Raw genomic sequence first — 14995 nt, forward strand, 5'->3', positions numbered from 1 at the left:
GATGACACATCGGTCGTATCGTTACTGCAGCAATGCAAGCAGGAAAGCCAGGCCCGTACAGGCGCCGACGCCCAGGCCCACCGCCAGCCAATCCTTGCGCAGGTGAGTCCAAGGGGCGAATTCGATCACGAGCAGGCGCAGGCCTCCCATCAGGTGCAGCGACAGCAACACCACCAGCCCCCATTCGGCGAACTTGAACAGCGGCCGGTCGGCGAAGCGCAGGAAGCCGTCCAGGGCCTGCTCGCCGGCGATCGCCTGGCCCAGCGCCCAGAAATGCACGGGCAGGAACAAGGCCAGCGCCAGGCCGGACAGGCGATGCACCAGGAACGCCCAATAAGCGGGATGATTGCGCGCCCGCGCGTCATTGCGCCGCATCACGCCACCACCCCGTACACCGCCCGCAATCCCATGACCGCGAGCAGCACGGCGAAGGCCAGCGCGGCCACGACGGCCGAGCGCCCGCGCCAGCGCAGCCACTCCTCCGCGATGCGCAGCAAGCCGATCGGCACGTGCACCGCGCAGGCCAGCACGAACAGCCCATAGAATGCCGCGAAGCCCACGCTGCCGCGCGTGCGCGCCAGGATCTCCGCTCCGCTGAGTCCGCCACGCACCGCATAGACGATGATCGCGATATGGACGGCGACGAACAGCGCCAGCGCCATGGCGCTGAGGCGTTGCAGATACCACAGCCGGGCCTGCGTGCGTACGCTCATCGCCGTCGTCATGGTGCGCGCCTCGTTATCCCGGCCATCACAGTTCGCCCTTCATCGCCGCCTTGGCGGCCAGGCGCTTCAGGCCGGCGATGCCCGCGGTGGGCGCCAGCGCCTTCGGGCACCGCTCCGTGCAGCTGCCCTGCGTATGGCAGGAATGGCAACCGGCGTCGCCCGCCACGGCGCGCAGCCGGGCCGCGCCTTCGACATCACGTTCGTCGTTCATCAAGGTCCACGCGCGGTTCAGCGCAGCCGGACCCAGGTAATCGGGACGCCATGTCACCACGTCGCAGGATGCATAGCACACGCCGCATCCTATGCATTCGATGCCGGCGTCCACCGCCTGCCGCTGGGGCGACGCGGGCGGCACGCGCGCGAAGTCGTCGTGGCGCGACAAGGAGCCGGCGAAGCTGCCCTTGGCCTGGCTCCATTTGTCGAAAAAGCCGCTCATGTCGGTCACCAGGTCCTTGATGACCGGCAGGTTGGACAGCGGCGCGATCTCCAGGCGTCCTTCGGGCGCCACCTTGGCTACGTGGGTGCGGCAGGTCCAGCGCGCCTTGCCGTTGACCGTCATGGCACAGGAGCCGCACATGCCCACCCGGCACGCGTACCGGTAACCCAGGTCGGGCTGCAATTCACGCTGGATGTACGTCACGACATCCAGCACGGTCTGGCTGGTGTGGCGCGGCACGCGGTAGGTGACGAAGGCGCCCGCGCCGGCGCTACGCCATATCCTTGCTTGCAACATATCCATGACGTTCTCGTCCACGGTGCGGAAGCGGCCTCTGGTGGCTCGTATTGTGGACGGACGCCGATGAAAAGCGAAAGCGAATAATTGTCGAATTCGAGCAAAGAGATTCTTTATCTCAAGTGCTCAGGATATTCCGGATGCGCCGCGTGATCTCGTCGATGCCGAAGGGCTTGGTGATCAGCTCGATACCCGGCTCGCGCAGCCCCTCGGTCAGCGCCAGGCTTTGCGCGTAGCCGGTCGTCAGGATGACCTTCAGGTTCGGATTGGCGGCGCGCGCTTTCTCCACCATCTGCCGGCCGTCCATGCCGGGCAGGCCGATGTCGCTGAGCACCAGCTGGACGCCCGGCGTCTCCAGAAGGATCCGCAGGCCGGACAGCCCGTCGGCGGCTTCGACCACGCGGCATTGCTGGTCCTGCAGGACCTCGACCAGCAGGTTGCGCACGCGCGGGTCGTCTTCCACCACCAGCACCAGCGGCTGCCGCGCCGGTGGCGGCGCGGCGGGATCCTCATGGTTCGCGTCGGTATCCGCCTTATCGACCAGTGGCCCGGCGTAGCGCGGCAGATACATGCGGATGGCCGTCCCTTCGCCGGGCCGGCTGTCCAGGTCCGTATAGCCGCCGGACTGGCGCACGAAGCCATAGACCATGGACAGCCCCAGGCCCGTACCCTCGCCCTGCGGCTTGGTGCTGAAGAAGGGCTCGAAGGCCTTGGCGGCGACTTCGGGCGGCATGCCCACCCCGGTGTCGGCCACGCAGATACTGACGTACTCGCCCGCGGCCAGGATGACGGCATGCGCGACGGCGATATTGTCCAGGTCCACATTGCGCGTCGTGATCGTCAGGGTGCCGCCATCGGGCATAGCGTCGCGCGCGTTGATCACCAGGTTCAGGATGGCGTTCTCCAGCTGGTGCGCGTCGCACAGCACATTCCACAGATCGTCCTGCAGATCGACGTCCAGCGCGATCCGTTCGCCCAAGGTGCGCTCGAACAGATCGGTCAGCGTGCCGATCAGCTGGTTCGGCTGCGTGGGCCTGGGCGCCAATGGCTGGCGCCGCGCGAAGGCCAGCAGCCGGTGCGTCAAGGCGGCGGCGCGCTTGGCCGACTCCATCGCCATGTCGGTATAGCGCAGCAGGTCCATCGGTTGCCCGCGTTCCGCTCGCTTCTGCATGAGCTGCAGCGCGCCGATGATGCCGGTCAGCAGATTGTTGAAGTCATGGGCGATGCCGCCGGTCAGCTGTCCCACGGCTTCCATCTTCTGCGATTGCCGCAGCGCCTCCTGCGCCAGCTCCAATTCGGCGGTCGCCTCGTTCTCCGCCGTGACGTCCTGGGCGACCGCGTGCACCAGGCCATCGCCGGGCACCGCCGTCCACGACAGCGTGCGGTAGCTGCCATCACGGTGCCGGCATTCGCAGACGAAGCGCGAGGTCGCGTGCCCGCGATGCAGTCGCTTCAGCTGGTTCTGGGCCAGCGAAATATAGTCGGGATGGACCAGCCCCAGCATGTTATTGCCGAGCAGCTCTTCATGCCGCCAGCCCAGGCGCGCGGTCCAGGCCGGATTGGCGTCCAGCACGTAGCCGTCGAAATCCGTCACGACCATCAGGTCGTTGGCCAGCTGCCAGGTACGATCGCGCTCCGCCCTGCCGCGCGCCACCTCGTTCAACAGCAGCTTCTGGCTGCGGCGCAGGTCGTTGCGCGCGGCGACCACCAGGTCGATGTCGAAGGCAATGATCAGCCAGCCGCTCACGCGGCCATCGCCTTCGATGGGCGCCGCCCTGGCCATGAACCAGCGCCAGCTATGGTCCGCGGCGCAATGGAAGCGGATTTCCATTTCGCAGCCCGTTCCGTTCGCCATGGCCTGGCGCCACGCTTCCTGCAACGGCGCGCGATCGTCCGGATGGATGGACGCGATCCAATCGCCGCGCTGCGGGCCGGCTTCCCCCCAGCCGGTATAGCGGGCCCAATAGGGGCTGGTGTAGATGACACGGCCCTTGGCATCGGTAAAAAACGTCATCTGCGGCGAGCTTTCCACCAGCGCGCGAAAACGCGCATCGATGGCTTGGGCGCGGCTTTCGACGAGATGCTGTTCCGTGCGGTCGCGCACGATCTTCAGATAGCCGATATGCTCGCCCGTGCGGTCATCCAGGAACGGCTGCATCAGGCCCGATGCCCACAATCTGGAGCCATCCTTGCGCAGGTGCCAGCGCTCGTCCTCGGCACGGCCGCGCACGCGCGCCGTTTCGGCTTCCGCCAGATGATCGCCACGCTCGCGGGACTCTGGAGTGAAGATCATCGACGAGTCGCGGCCCAGCGCTTCATCCTCTTCCCAACCGAACAGGTTGCGGGCGCCGACGTTCCAGCTGGTGATGTTCAGGGCCAGATCCGCCGTGAAAATAGCGAAGTCCGTCGCGCTTTCCATCAAGGCGCGCGCGACGCGGTCCGTAGCCTCGCGCCGCTTGCGGCGCTCCTTGTCGACTTGACTCATCACGCCTCCATGCGCATCCGGCCGGATGCCAGCAAATTGCCTGCCGTTGCCCGGTCACAGGTCGGGACATCAGACACACCGCCCGCGCAAGGATGTGTCCTTACAGGGTATACATGGCACGGGCGCCCGGCGCCTGCTCCGCGGCGCTCACCGTTGGTAGCATAGTTTGCCTCCAAACAGAGTAACGTGACACGCGCCATGTATCGATGCGTCGACCGGGGGAACAGACATGGAAGCCAACAGCGAGATCGTTATCGACGGATACCGTGTGATCTGCCGTATCAGCCGGCAGGGAGACCGCGGCTACACCGTCGCCATCGGCACGTCCCGGCAGGGACTGCAGGGCGCGACAGAGCCGCTGGCGTGGCGGTCGGTGGCCACGCAACGCTTCGACTCCAGGGAAGACGCCGAACGCCATGCACGCTATGTATTGCTGGGCGTCTGCAGCGTGGGCCAGGACGGCGAGCCGGTTCTGTCGGTCACCTGATCGGAGCAGGACCGCGGACCGCTACCCCGGGCGCCCCAGTCCCAGCTTTTCCATGACCTCCTGCGCGTCGATGACCATGGCGGCGACTTCCGCCACCGTCACGCGCAGGCTGGTCGCGCGCGAGCGCATATGCTCGTAGGCCTTGACCTCGTCCATGCCTTGATGGTCCACCAGTACCTTGATCGCCTTGTCGATCTGGCGCCGGGACTTGATGGTGGCTTCCAGTTTGTGGATCTTGGCCTGCTGGCGCTGCTGGAAACCTTGCGCCGACCTTGCCAGCACCAGCGTGCTGAGCACGCCGGACGAGCGGAAAGGCTTGGTGAGGACGCCGTGGGCGCTGCTGTCCAGCAGCAGCTTCAGGGTGGTCGGGCTTTCATAATCGGACAGCGCGATCAAGGTCGCCTCGGTCGCGCTGGCGCACCACATGCCGCCGCTCGGCATATCCTGCGACAAGTGGAAGAACACCACGTCGGCGCCGCGCGGCGGCTCCTGGCAATACGGCCAGAAGACCTGCAGGCGGCAGCCGATGCGCTTGAGCTGCTCGATCAGCAAATCGCGGTCTTCGCCCGGCGGATGGACGACCGCGACGCTGATGCTGCGCAGATCTTCGTAGAGGCGGCGTATGCTGCTCATGGCGTTACTTCAGCCAGAATTCCGCCAGGCCGAAGGTGGACAGATAGGGATCCGGCCTGACCGGCCCCGCCCCCTGCCACACCACATCGAACTGGCCGTCCTCGCGGCAGACCCCGATACGCGGGGTCAGCAGGCAATGATTGTTTTCCGAATCGATGGCCAGGGGCCCTTCCGGCGAATCGTAACGCACCGAGTGCGCCATGCGCACCAGCCTGGCGGGGTCCAGGCTGCCGGTGCGTTCCAGCGCCCGCGCGAACAGATGGACCTGGTTGTAGGCGGACTCCGACCAGGTGCTGGTCGGCCGGTCGCCATAGCGTGCGCGCCACAGGGCGGTGAAGCGGCGGTTGCTCTCGTTATCCAGCGAATTGAAATAGGTGGCGGCGGTGATATGGCCGGCGCACAGCGGCGGCCCCACCAGGCGGATTTCCTCTTCGGCCATCGACAGGCTGGCGATGGGCACGCGGCGCGGATCCTGGCCGCTTTCGGCGTACTGCCGGTACAGCATGCGCGCGGAGTCCCCCACCACGGTGGAAAACACCACTTCCGGCTGCGCCGCGCGTATGTCGCGGATGACCTCCGCGACTTCCGAAGCGCCGGCCGATAGCGGCAGATAGACCTCGTCCAGCACTTCACCGCCATGCTGTTCGACCATGTCGCGCATGACGCGGTTGGATTCGCGCGGGTAGATGTAGTCGGATCCCACCAGGAAGAAACGCGAGCCGTTGTGCTGCAGCAGATAGGCCGCCAGCTGCATGGCGTTCTGGTTGAGCACGGCGCCCGTGTACACCACGTTGGGAGAATATTCGAAGCCCTCGTAGAAGGAGCAGTACCAGAGCAGGCCGTTGTTGCGCTCCACCACCGGCAGGACCGCCTTGCGGCTGGACGAGGTCGAGCAGCCGAAGATGACGTTGACGTCGTCGTCCGCCATCAGCTTGGTCGCCAGGCGCCGGTATTCCGCGGGGTCGCTGGCCGGGTCGTAGCAGACCGGCGCCAGCTGGCGGTCCAGCACGCCGCCGGCGGCGTTGATCTCCTCCACCGCCAGCGCGGTGCCCAGGAAGTGTTCCGATCCCGTCACCCGGGTCACGCCCGTGCGCGAGAACAATATGCCGATGCGCCAATCCGCCGATGATCCCCTGCTTCCCGTCATGACTCCATCCCGGCCCGTCGCGCGGCTACACGCGCAAGTGGGCAAATATCGTTTCCGCCGCGGTGTCCGCCCTGGCGTCGCCCTGTTCGACGATCCGCCCTTGCTTCAGCACCAGGAAGCGGTCCGCCACGCGCAAGGCGAAGGCGACGTTCTGTTCGATCAGCAGCATCGTGGTGCCGTTTTCCTTGCGTTCCCACAACAAGGCCTGCGCCAGGCGGTCGATCACGGAAGGCTGCAGTCCTTCCGTGATCTCATCCAGAAGGATAACGGACGGGCGCAGCATCAGGGCGCGCGCCACCAGCAGCATTTTCTGCTCGCCGCCCGACAGCGTGCCGGCCGGCTGCCGGAGCCGGTCCTTGAACACGGGGAAAATGGGCTCGATGGCGGCGAAGCGCGCCGGGAAATCCGCTTCGCGGGCCAGGCCGAGGCGCAGGTTGTCGCGCACGCTGAGCTCCGTGAATATCGCCTGTTCCTGGGCGGCATAGGCCACGCCCTTGCGGGCCACCCGGTGCGGCGGCAGGCGGGTGATGTCCTCGCCGTCCAGGGCCACGCTGCCGGCCTGCTTGGGCAGATAGCCCATGAGCGTCTTCAGCAAGGTGCTCTTGCCCATGCCGTTCTTGCCCAGCAGCGCCACGGCCTGGCCGGCGTCGACGTGCATCGACAGGTCACGCAGGACGACCGAGGCGCCATAGCCGCTGGTTACCCCGTCGAGTTTCAACGCAATCATCGATGTGCCCTCCCGTCACTGGGCGGTTCCGCTCCCCGGAGCGGAGCCGCGCCCGGGCCGCCCGGCCCCCTCATTGCGCGATCTCCGCCTGCCCGGTGCCCGCATAGATGGTCCGGACCAGTTCCGACCCCACCACGTCGGCGAAGCTGCCATCCATGACGATGGCGCCTTGATGCAGCACGACGATGCGCGTCGCCACCTGCTCGACGAAATCCAGATCGTGCTCCACCAGCAGGCAGCACAAACCGTGGCGATGCGCGAGCGAAGCCAGGATCTCGCCCACGCGGGCGCGCTCATGGCTGCTCAGTCCGGCGGTGGGTTCGTCCAGCAAGACGATGCGCGGCGCCAGGGCCAGCACCATCGCCAGTTCCAGCGCCTGCTGCTCGCCATGCGCAAGATCGCTGGCGACGGCGTCCAGCTTGCGGTCCAGATCCGTGGCGCGCAGCACCTCCAGGGCATAGGTCGGCAGGCGTAGCGTATCGGACCGCCGCCATGGCGACGGCCTGTCGTGCAGGGCGCTGGCGATCCGCAGGCTGTCGGCGACAGTCAGCGTCTCGAAGATATTGGCATTCTGGAATTTGCGCCCGAGGCCATCGCGCACGCAGTCCTGCGGCGGCTGGCGCCCGATGTCATGGCCGCACAGCGCCACGCTGCCGCCGCTGCGTTCGGCGCCATCGCTCAACGCGCGCATCAGCGTGGTCTTGCCGGCCCCGTTGGGACCGATCAGGCCCACGAGTTCTCCAGGCCGCGCCGTCAGCGTAATGCCGCGCAGCACGTGCAGGGAGCCGAAGCTGCGGCTGACCTCGCGCATCTCGAGCGCGGGCGCGTCCGCCCGCGGCGGCGCCTGGCCATCGCGCTGCGCCAGCGTCGGAATGCGCGGCGCCAGGCGTCCGAGGCCGAAGGGGCTCAGCAGCACCGGCACCAGCCCGCGCGGCAGCAGCAGGATGACCGCCACGAATGCCACGCCCAGTATCAGCTGCCAGGCGAAAGGCATGCTGCCGCTCAGGTACGCGGTGGCGACATTGATCAGCACGGCGCCGATCAAGGGCCCCCATAGCGTGCCGCGTCCGCCCAGCGCCACCCAGATGATCAGCTCCGTGCCCAGCACGAAACCGGTCAGCTCGGGCGCCACGACCCCGCTGAAGGCGCCATAGCCAAAGCCCGCCAGCCCCGCGACCACGGCCATCGCCACCAGCAGCAGGATGCGCACACGGGACACCCGCAGACCCAGGTATTCGCAGCGCGTTTCGTTGTCGCGGATCGCCGTCAGCACGCGGCCGGCATCGCTGCGCACCAGCAGCCAGCCCGCCGCGCCGGCCACCGCCAGGGCGACGCCCGCCACCCAATACCATCCCTGCAGCGACAGATCGAAGCTGTCATAGCCGGTCAGCCCCGAACTGGAACCCGTCCATTCGCCGCCCGACAGCACGAGCTGCGTCAACACGATGGGCAGCACCAGCGAAATCACCGTGGCGAAGAACGGCGAGGCGCCGCGATAAAAGGACAGCCAGCCGACGATACCGGCCAGCAGCGCCGTCCCGGCGACCGCCGCCAATAGGGCCAGCGCCACCACGCCGGGCGTAAATCCGTAATGCGTGAACGCCAGTCCCGCCGCATAGGCGCCCAAGCCGAAGAACGCCGACTGCCCGAAAGTCAGGTAACCCGTGTACCCCCACAGCACATCGACGGTCAGGGCGGCGATGGCGAAGAAATAGGCCTTGATCAGGACATTGAGCAGATAGGTGTCGAACAGGAACGGACCCGCGGCCACCAGCACCAGGCCGGCGACGGCCAGTCCCGCGAGACCATGCCCGCTTGCCGCCCGGCGCGCCGGGCCGGACGCCGCGGGTTCCTTGCGATCGATCATGGCGTCACTCATGCGCGAACCCCTTGGGCCGCACGCGCAAGGTCAACGCGGCCAATACGGCGATCGTCAGGCCGCCCAGAACGGGATTGACGTAGATGCTGACCAGCACCTGGCAGGCGCCGAACACCAGGCAGGTGAGCATAAGGCTGGAGATGGAATGCCCCGCCACCATCACCAGCATGAAGGCGCTGATCAGCCAGCCCACGCCCATATTCGGATCGACGCTGGACAGCGGCGTGACCAGCGCCCCGCCCAGCGTGCCCAGTCCCGCGCCCAGGCTGAACGTAACGAAGCGGATGCGCGCGGCATTGATGCCCAGCCCGCTGGCCAGCGCTTCGTTCATGATCACCGCGCGCGTCCGCACGCCGAAGCGTGTGCCGTTCAGCAATGCGGCGAGTACCGCCCACAGCACCAGGGCCACGGGAATGAGCAGGATGCGATAGGCGGAATAACCCGTATCGCCCAGGTTCAGGATGCCCGCCAGCGGCGCATCGGCGAACTGCACCTCGCGCCCGAATGCCAGCACGATCAACTGCCCGATGATGATGCCCAGGCCCCAGGTGGCCAGGATGGCGTCCAGGGGCCGCTTGTACAACGGACGCACCACCAGCCACTCGATCGCCATTCCGGCCAGGATGCCGCACAGCACGGCCAGGGGCCATCCCAGCCAGGGATCCAGGCCCAGGCGGGTCACCACGTAGCTCACGTAGCCGCCCAACGTAATCAGCGATCCGTGCGCGAAGTTCACGATTTTCATCACGCCGAAGATCACCATCAGGCCGACGGTCACGACGAACAGCATGGCCGCCGTGGTCAGCACATCCAGCAACAGACCCATCTCGTTCTCCTCGCGCTGGCGTCGGCATCCGGCGCCGTCCGCGCGATGCCGCGTTTACTTAATGTTGGGGCACTGAGGGCCGGGATCGACGGCGGCGAAAGTCTGCAGGATCTTCACCGAGCCGTCCGCCTGAATCTGTCCCAGGTGCATATTCAAGGCCGCGTGCCGGCTCTTGTCCATGCTGACCGGGCCGCGGGGACCATCGTAGGACACCTGCGCCAGCGCCGGAATGACCTTGTCCGAGTCGGTCGTGCCGACCTTCTCGACGGCGGCTTTGTACAGGAAGAAAGCCTCGTACTGCGGTTCCGACAACTCGTTGGGCGTCTTCAGCTCGGCGCCGAATTTCTTGCGCATCGCTTCCAGGAAACGTTTGTTCTGCGCGTTATCAATACTGGTCAGATAGGACGCCGACAAATACATGCCCGACGCCACGTCGCCCATCGTCTTGGCGGTGCCCTCGTCGATGGCCAGATTGCCGTAGGGAATGGCGATACCCGCCGCCTTCAGCTGTTTGGCCAGCGATACATTGGGGGCGCCGCCGGCGGTGGAGCTGATCAACGCGTCGGGCTTGGCGGCGCGGATCTTGGCGATCACCGCGGTCCAATCGCTGCCGTCCATCGGCAGGTATTCCTCGCCCACGACCTTGGCGCCTTTTTGTTCAATGTATTTCCGCGTAAAGCCCAGCATGCCGCGGCCGAAGGAATAGTCGCTGCCGACCAGGAAGAAGGTCTTGGCCTTCTCATGCCCGGTGAAGTAATCGACGACGGGCGCGACCTGCTGCTCCGGTACCCAGCCGTTGACGTACAGCCACTTGCTGCAGGAACGGCCTTCGTAGAACGAGGTATAGATGTACGGCGTCTTGCCGCGCGCCACCACGGGCAGTCCGGCGCTGCGCGCGGCACTGGTTTCCATGCCGATGACGGCATCGACCTTCTTCTGGAAGACCAGCGTGTCGAACGCCTTTTGCGCGCCGACCGCGCCGGAGCCGTCGTCGGCGATTTCCAACTGCACCTGGCGGCCCAGGATGCCGCCGGCCGCGTTGATTTCGTCGACGGCCAGTTGCGAGGACTGCACGGCAGCCGGCGCGACCACGCTATTGGCGCCGGACAAGCCGACGGCAACGCCGATGCGGATAGGCTCCGCCGCCATCGCCGGCAGCGTCAGCACGCCGGCCGCGGCCAGCACGAGGGATAGAAGGGAAGTCGCGGGGGTTTTCATCGTCGATCCTGTTTCAAGAGGGATAGAAACTGCGGCATGGCGCGATATCGGCCTCGGCCGCGCCGGCCGTCACCAGGCCTGGGTTGACGCTACGTCCGCGCGGGTTCGCGCCCGGACACGATCCGGTAAAGGTCATCGCGCCGGTCGCGCAGCACGACGTTGTACGGGTTCAGATGACGGGCGGCGCGCGACCGTTTCAGATTGATCGCGGCGTAGAGGATTTCTTCCCGGTCCGGACTTGCCGGTCCCGCCAGCGGCCAGCCCTGCGCGCCCACCACCAGGCTCTGCCCCAGGAAGGGCTGGCCGCGCTCCACGCCCACGCGGTCGGCGCAGACGATGTTCACACCATTGCTATGCGCCGCCGCCATCGCCAGCGTATTGGCCATGGTCGGATGGCGCGGATCCTGCCCCGGCATCGGCACCCAGTTGGTGGGCATGCACACGATGTCGACGCCCTGGTCGGCGAGCAGCCGATAGACCTCCGGGAACCAGCCGTCATAGCAGATCGCCACGCCGAGCCGGCCGTGTTCCGTATCGAAGACCGGCAGGCCCAGATCGCCCGGCTCGAAGAACAGGTTTTCCTCGCCCCACAGATGCAGTTTGCGGTAGGTGCCCAGATAACCGCGCGGACCGATCACCGCCGCCGCGTTGTACAGGCGCTCGCCCGCGCGTTCGGTAATACCCGCCACGATATGGATACCCAGCCGCGCGGCCGCGGCGATCCAGGCCTGCGCCGTGGGACCGTCCGGCACGCTTTCCGCCACGGCAAACGCTTCCGCGCGGCTGTCGAATACATAGCCCGTATTGCACAGCTCCGGCAGCACGACGATGGCCGCGCCCTGCCCCGCCGCCTGCTCCATCAATGCCAGCGACCGCGCCACGTTGGCGGCCTTGTGGCCGATGCGGCAATCCATCTGCACCGCGGCGACCAGCGTGTCGGGGAACACGCGCTCGCCCGGCCCCGCCGGGCCGGCGGAATCGTAAGACGACATGGCAACTCCAAAAACAAAAAAGCCCTCGAACACGCCGGTAGGCGCGGATCGAGGGCTTTCATAGCCGGTGGTTTGCGCAGCAATCCTGCTGCGTTCGGCACCCGACTGTCCTGTCGAGAACCTGGGCAAATTATCCGGACCGGCGCCGCACTATGTCAACGAGGAGGCGATTGGTGGATACCCTAGGACGGCCTGCTACAGGTGCAAGCGGGTTTCGACGTACAAGGTGCGGCCCGGATAAGGGTGGTAGACGAAATACCGTTCGTCGAACAGATTGTCCACGCCCACGCTGACCTCGCTGTAGCGATTCAGCTTGTAGGTGAATTTGGCGTCGACGACGGTGTACGTGCTGGTGCCGCCGAACACATCCGGATTGCTGTCTTCGTTGGTCAGCGTGTTGTACTGGCGGCCCGAATAGCGCACCGCCCCGGTCAGCGAGGCCTTGTCGCCGAAGCGGTAGCTACCCACCAGGTTCGCCCGCCACAGCGGGATGCGATAGAAGTATTTGCCCACCGATGCCGGGTTCTGCGAATTGGCCAGTATCTTCGATCGGGTATAGGCAATGTTGGCGATGACGTCCAGGCCCTCGATGCCCACGTCCTGGCCCTGGTAGCTGGTTTCCACGCCGCGCGAACGCACCTTGTCGATGTTCTGGAAGCTGGTCACGTTCGGGATGGTGGTGGTATCCGTCTGGCTGAAGATGGTGTTCTTCACGTCATCCTGGAATAGCGACACGCGGTAGATGCCGCTGGGGTGCGTCCATTCCGCCGTCAGCTCCTTGGACAGATCGTTTTCCGGCTGCAGGTTCGGGTTGTTATTCACCAGCGTCGACCCATTGAGCTTGCCCTGGAACAACTCGCCCACCGTCGGAAAGCGGTATGCCCGGCCGAACGATGCGCGCAGCGTCAGGTCATCGGTGGCGTCGAAAGACAACGAGGCCTTGGGCGACACGTGCCGCTGGTCGGCGTTCGCATAAGGCACCCGCACGCCGCCCACCGCCTGCGATCCGCCGTAGGCGCGCCAGTCTTCGTAGCGCAGGCCGTACACCAGCTTCCAGCGCGGCAGGAAACGCCAGGCATCCTGCGCGTACCAGGCCTGTGTCTGTGTGCGCCCCTTGAAGGCATTGGCGAAGGACCCGGCGCCGCCGTCCGACCAATCATCCGTGTTGAAGGTCCGGCTATCCGAAAAATAGCTGTCGACGTGGTAGCCGAAAGCCAGGTCGTGCGCGGTCAGCCCGGACACCGAAGGCGCCTGGGTATAGGTGGACCTGAGGTCCAGCGTTTTCCACCCGGTGCCATCGCCATAAGTGACGGTCCCTGGACCGTCGCCCGGCCCGCCCTGGTTGGCGTTGCGCGCGACGTTGCGCGCAACGTCGTAATAGGACGCGATGGCTTCGGCATTCCAGCCCGTGGGATGACGGGTCTTCAGCGATAACCCATAGAGATAGTTCTCGCTGTCGCCGCGGCTGGGCGCCAGCGCGGACGCCGGGATGTTGTATTCATAGCCGCCGATGTCCACCCTGCCCTGGTAAACCTTGTTGCCCTCGGCGTCGCGCAGGAAGCTCGACGTATCGCTGCGGTAGCGGTCGCGCCAATAACCCAGCGTGGCGCCACCCTGCAGCGTCGGCGTGAAGTCGTACCGCAGCTTCAGCTTGAACTGGTCTTCGATGGTGCGTTCCATGCCCTCGCCGTTCACGCCCAGGACAACGGTGGGCGCGCCTGTCTGGTTGTTGTAGTAGCGCGCGCCGGTGACGGGGGTGTCGCCAGGACGCGCGGGCGCGCTGGAACGCGGCAGCGTGGCGAACTGCAGCGGCTGGCTGGTGTTCTCCAGATGGCTGACCCCCAGGACGTACGACAGCTTGCCGATGCGGTCGCCGATGGACGCCGACGCCTGGCCGCCGGTGTAGTCGCGGTCCACGCCGAACAGGCTGAAATGCTGGCTATAGCCCCTGGCATCGGCATGCGCCTCGAAGCTGTCCGGCATGCGGGTGGTGATCAGGACGGTGGCGCCCAGGGAGTTGCCGGGATAGAGCGCGGAGTACGGGCCATAGATCACATCGACACGATCGATCTCGTCGGGCGCGACCATGGACCAGCGCGGCGGGAAGCTGAAACTGTTGCCCAGCAGGTTGCTGAGCAGCAGGCCATCGGCATAGACCAGCCCGCGCGCGCTCTGGCTATTGCTGGTGCCGCGCACGGCAATGATGGCGTTCTGGTCGCCGATGAAGCGTTTGCGCACCGCCAGGTTGGGCATGTATTTCAGCGCGTCTTCGCTGTTGACGACGTTCCACCTGTTGAACTGGTCGCGAGTGACCGATTCGACGGTCGCCGGCAGGTTGGGATCGGTGGCCGGCGGGGCATCCGCATCGGCGGTCACGCTGACGGTCGGCAACACCGCCGGCGCGGGCGCCGGCTGTTCGGCGCCCTGCGCCAGGCAGGGACGGGCCAGGAGCAGCAAGGGTAGCAGCGCACCGCCCATGAGCGCGGCCGCCCGGCGCGTCGTCGACGGCGCGCGGCAAGGGTAAGCATAGGACATGAGATTTCCCGACAGGAATGGACAGGCGAACACGCGCTTCGCGACGAAGCGGCATTCGGGTTACCAGTTGGGGTCAGGAAATGGCGGGCGGGGCGCGTGGACGGCCCGACGGGAAAGCGCCCAGGGGGGTGTAGCGCCTCAAGGCGGGCAGCACGAAGACAGCGAACAACAGCAACAGGGCCCCGACAGGCGCCGGCGGCACCATTGCCATCGCCGGCGCGTGATTGAGCAGATCGCAATACCCGCAATCGTCCATGGGCTGCGAGCCGTGGTCGGCGTGGCCACCCATGGCATGGCCGGCGGATGGACCGTGATGCGTGGACGGCATGCCGTCCAGCGTGCCCATGTCGTGCGCGACGCTCGGTCCGGTCACGCCGCCGGCCGCCTCGATGGCCGCGCGGGTCGCCATGATCGCGATGGCGGTCGCGCTCATCGCCGGCATCGAGCCGGCGACCAGGCTCACGCGGCGCGCCGTCTGCTCGCCGTCAGCGGTACACACGGGGATCATGACGGTCCGGGCCGCCCGCGCGAAATGGCTGACCGTAGGCGCGAACGCGACCAGGCACATGGCGATCAAGCCAAGCCAGGCGGTCAAGTGTCGGCGAGCG

14 protein-coding genes are annotated in these 14995 nt (G+C 66.5%); 1 reads left to right on the forward strand and 13 read right to left on the reverse strand.

What is annotated here, in order from left to right:
- Nucleotides 1–21: 21 nt before the first annotated feature.
- The 4 genes from sdhC to ACNA0R_RS10020 form a co-directional block, all read right to left on the reverse strand.
- Nucleotides 22–375 (reverse strand): succinate dehydrogenase, cytochrome b556 subunit, encoded by a 354-nt coding sequence (gene sdhC, locus ACNA0R_RS10005; RefSeq protein ID WP_415826064.1) that lies wholly within the window; start codon nt 373–375, stop codon nt 22–24.
- Complete coding sequence (locus ACNA0R_RS10010; RefSeq protein WP_415825832.1) at nt 375–725, reverse strand: succinate dehydrogenase; 351 nt, start codon at nt 723–725, stop codon at nt 375–377. The genes sdhC and ACNA0R_RS10010 overlap by 1 nt, the downstream gene beginning before the upstream one ends.
- A 25-nt stretch (nt 726–750) precedes the next feature.
- Nucleotides 751–1464, reverse strand: coding sequence for a succinate dehydrogenase/fumarate reductase iron-sulfur subunit (locus ACNA0R_RS10015; protein ID WP_415825834.1), 714 nt, complete (start codon nt 1462–1464; stop codon nt 751–753).
- Between the two features lie 112 nt (nt 1465–1576).
- Nucleotides 1577–3943 carry a hybrid sensor histidine kinase/response regulator gene (locus ACNA0R_RS10020; protein ID WP_415825836.1) on the reverse strand — a complete coding sequence of 789 codons (2367 nt, stop codon included), beginning with the start codon at nt 3941–3943 and terminating at the stop codon, nt 1577–1579.
- 229 nt (nt 3944–4172) lie between these two features.
- Between ACNA0R_RS10020 and ACNA0R_RS10025 the strand changes: the two genes are divergently transcribed.
- Nucleotides 4173–4430 carry a hypothetical protein gene (locus ACNA0R_RS10025; protein ID WP_415825838.1) on the forward strand — a complete coding sequence of 86 codons (258 nt, stop codon included), beginning with the start codon at nt 4173–4175 and terminating at the stop codon, nt 4428–4430.
- A 21-nt stretch (nt 4431–4451) separates the two neighbouring features.
- Here the strand turns inward: ACNA0R_RS10025 and ACNA0R_RS10030 are convergent, their stop codons facing one another.
- The 9 genes from ACNA0R_RS10030 to ACNA0R_RS10070 form a co-directional block, all read right to left on the reverse strand.
- Nucleotides 4452–5063 carry an ANTAR domain-containing response regulator gene (locus ACNA0R_RS10030; protein WP_415825839.1) on the reverse strand — a complete coding sequence of 204 codons (612 nt, stop codon included), beginning with the start codon at nt 5061–5063 and terminating at the stop codon, nt 4452–4454.
- A 4-nt stretch (nt 5064–5067) separates the two neighbouring features.
- Nucleotides 5068–6210 carry a transporter substrate-binding domain-containing protein gene (locus tag ACNA0R_RS10035; protein WP_415825841.1) on the reverse strand — a complete coding sequence of 381 codons (1143 nt, stop codon included), beginning with the start codon at nt 6208–6210 and terminating at the stop codon, nt 5068–5070.
- A 25-nt stretch (nt 6211–6235) separates the two neighbouring features.
- Nucleotides 6236–6937 carry a branched-chain amino acid ABC transporter ATP-binding protein gene (locus ACNA0R_RS10040; protein ID WP_415825842.1) on the reverse strand — a complete coding sequence of 234 codons (702 nt, stop codon included), beginning with the start codon at nt 6935–6937 and terminating at the stop codon, nt 6236–6238.
- 70 nt (nt 6938–7007) lie between these two features.
- Nucleotides 7008–8816 carry a branched-chain amino acid ABC transporter ATP-binding protein/permease gene (locus tag ACNA0R_RS10045; protein WP_415825843.1) on the reverse strand — a complete coding sequence of 603 codons (1809 nt, stop codon included), beginning with the start codon at nt 8814–8816 and terminating at the stop codon, nt 7008–7010.
- Nucleotides 8809–9642: a branched-chain amino acid ABC transporter permease gene (locus tag ACNA0R_RS10050; protein WP_415825845.1), complete on the reverse strand. Its 834-nt coding sequence runs from the start codon at nt 9640–9642 to the stop codon at nt 8809–8811. The genes ACNA0R_RS10045 and ACNA0R_RS10050 overlap by 8 nt, the downstream gene beginning before the upstream one ends.
- Nucleotides 9643–9696: 54 nt before the next feature.
- Nucleotides 9697–10860, reverse strand: a complete 1164-nt coding sequence (locus tag ACNA0R_RS10055) for a substrate-binding protein (RefSeq protein ID WP_415825846.1) — start codon at nt 10858–10860, stop codon at nt 9697–9699.
- Nucleotides 10861–10949: 89 nt separating this feature from the next.
- Entirely contained in the window at nt 10950–11852 is a 903-nt protein-coding gene (locus tag ACNA0R_RS10060; RefSeq protein ID WP_415825848.1) for a nitrilase family protein, read from the reverse strand.
- A gap of 195 nt (nt 11853–12047) precedes the next feature.
- Nucleotides 12048–14387 (reverse strand): TonB-dependent receptor, encoded by a 2340-nt coding sequence (locus ACNA0R_RS10065; protein ID WP_415825850.1) that lies wholly within the window; start codon nt 14385–14387, stop codon nt 12048–12050.
- Between the two features lie 73 nt (nt 14388–14460).
- Nucleotides 14461–14982 (reverse strand): DUF2946 domain-containing protein, encoded by a 522-nt coding sequence (locus ACNA0R_RS10070; protein ID WP_415825851.1) that lies wholly within the window; start codon nt 14980–14982, stop codon nt 14461–14463.
- Nucleotides 14983–14995: the final 13 nt, after the last annotated feature.

The organism is Bordetella sputigena, assembly GCF_965137885.1.
Classification (GTDB): domain Bacteria; phylum Pseudomonadota; class Gammaproteobacteria; order Burkholderiales; family Burkholderiaceae_B; genus Bordetella_C; species Bordetella_C sputigena.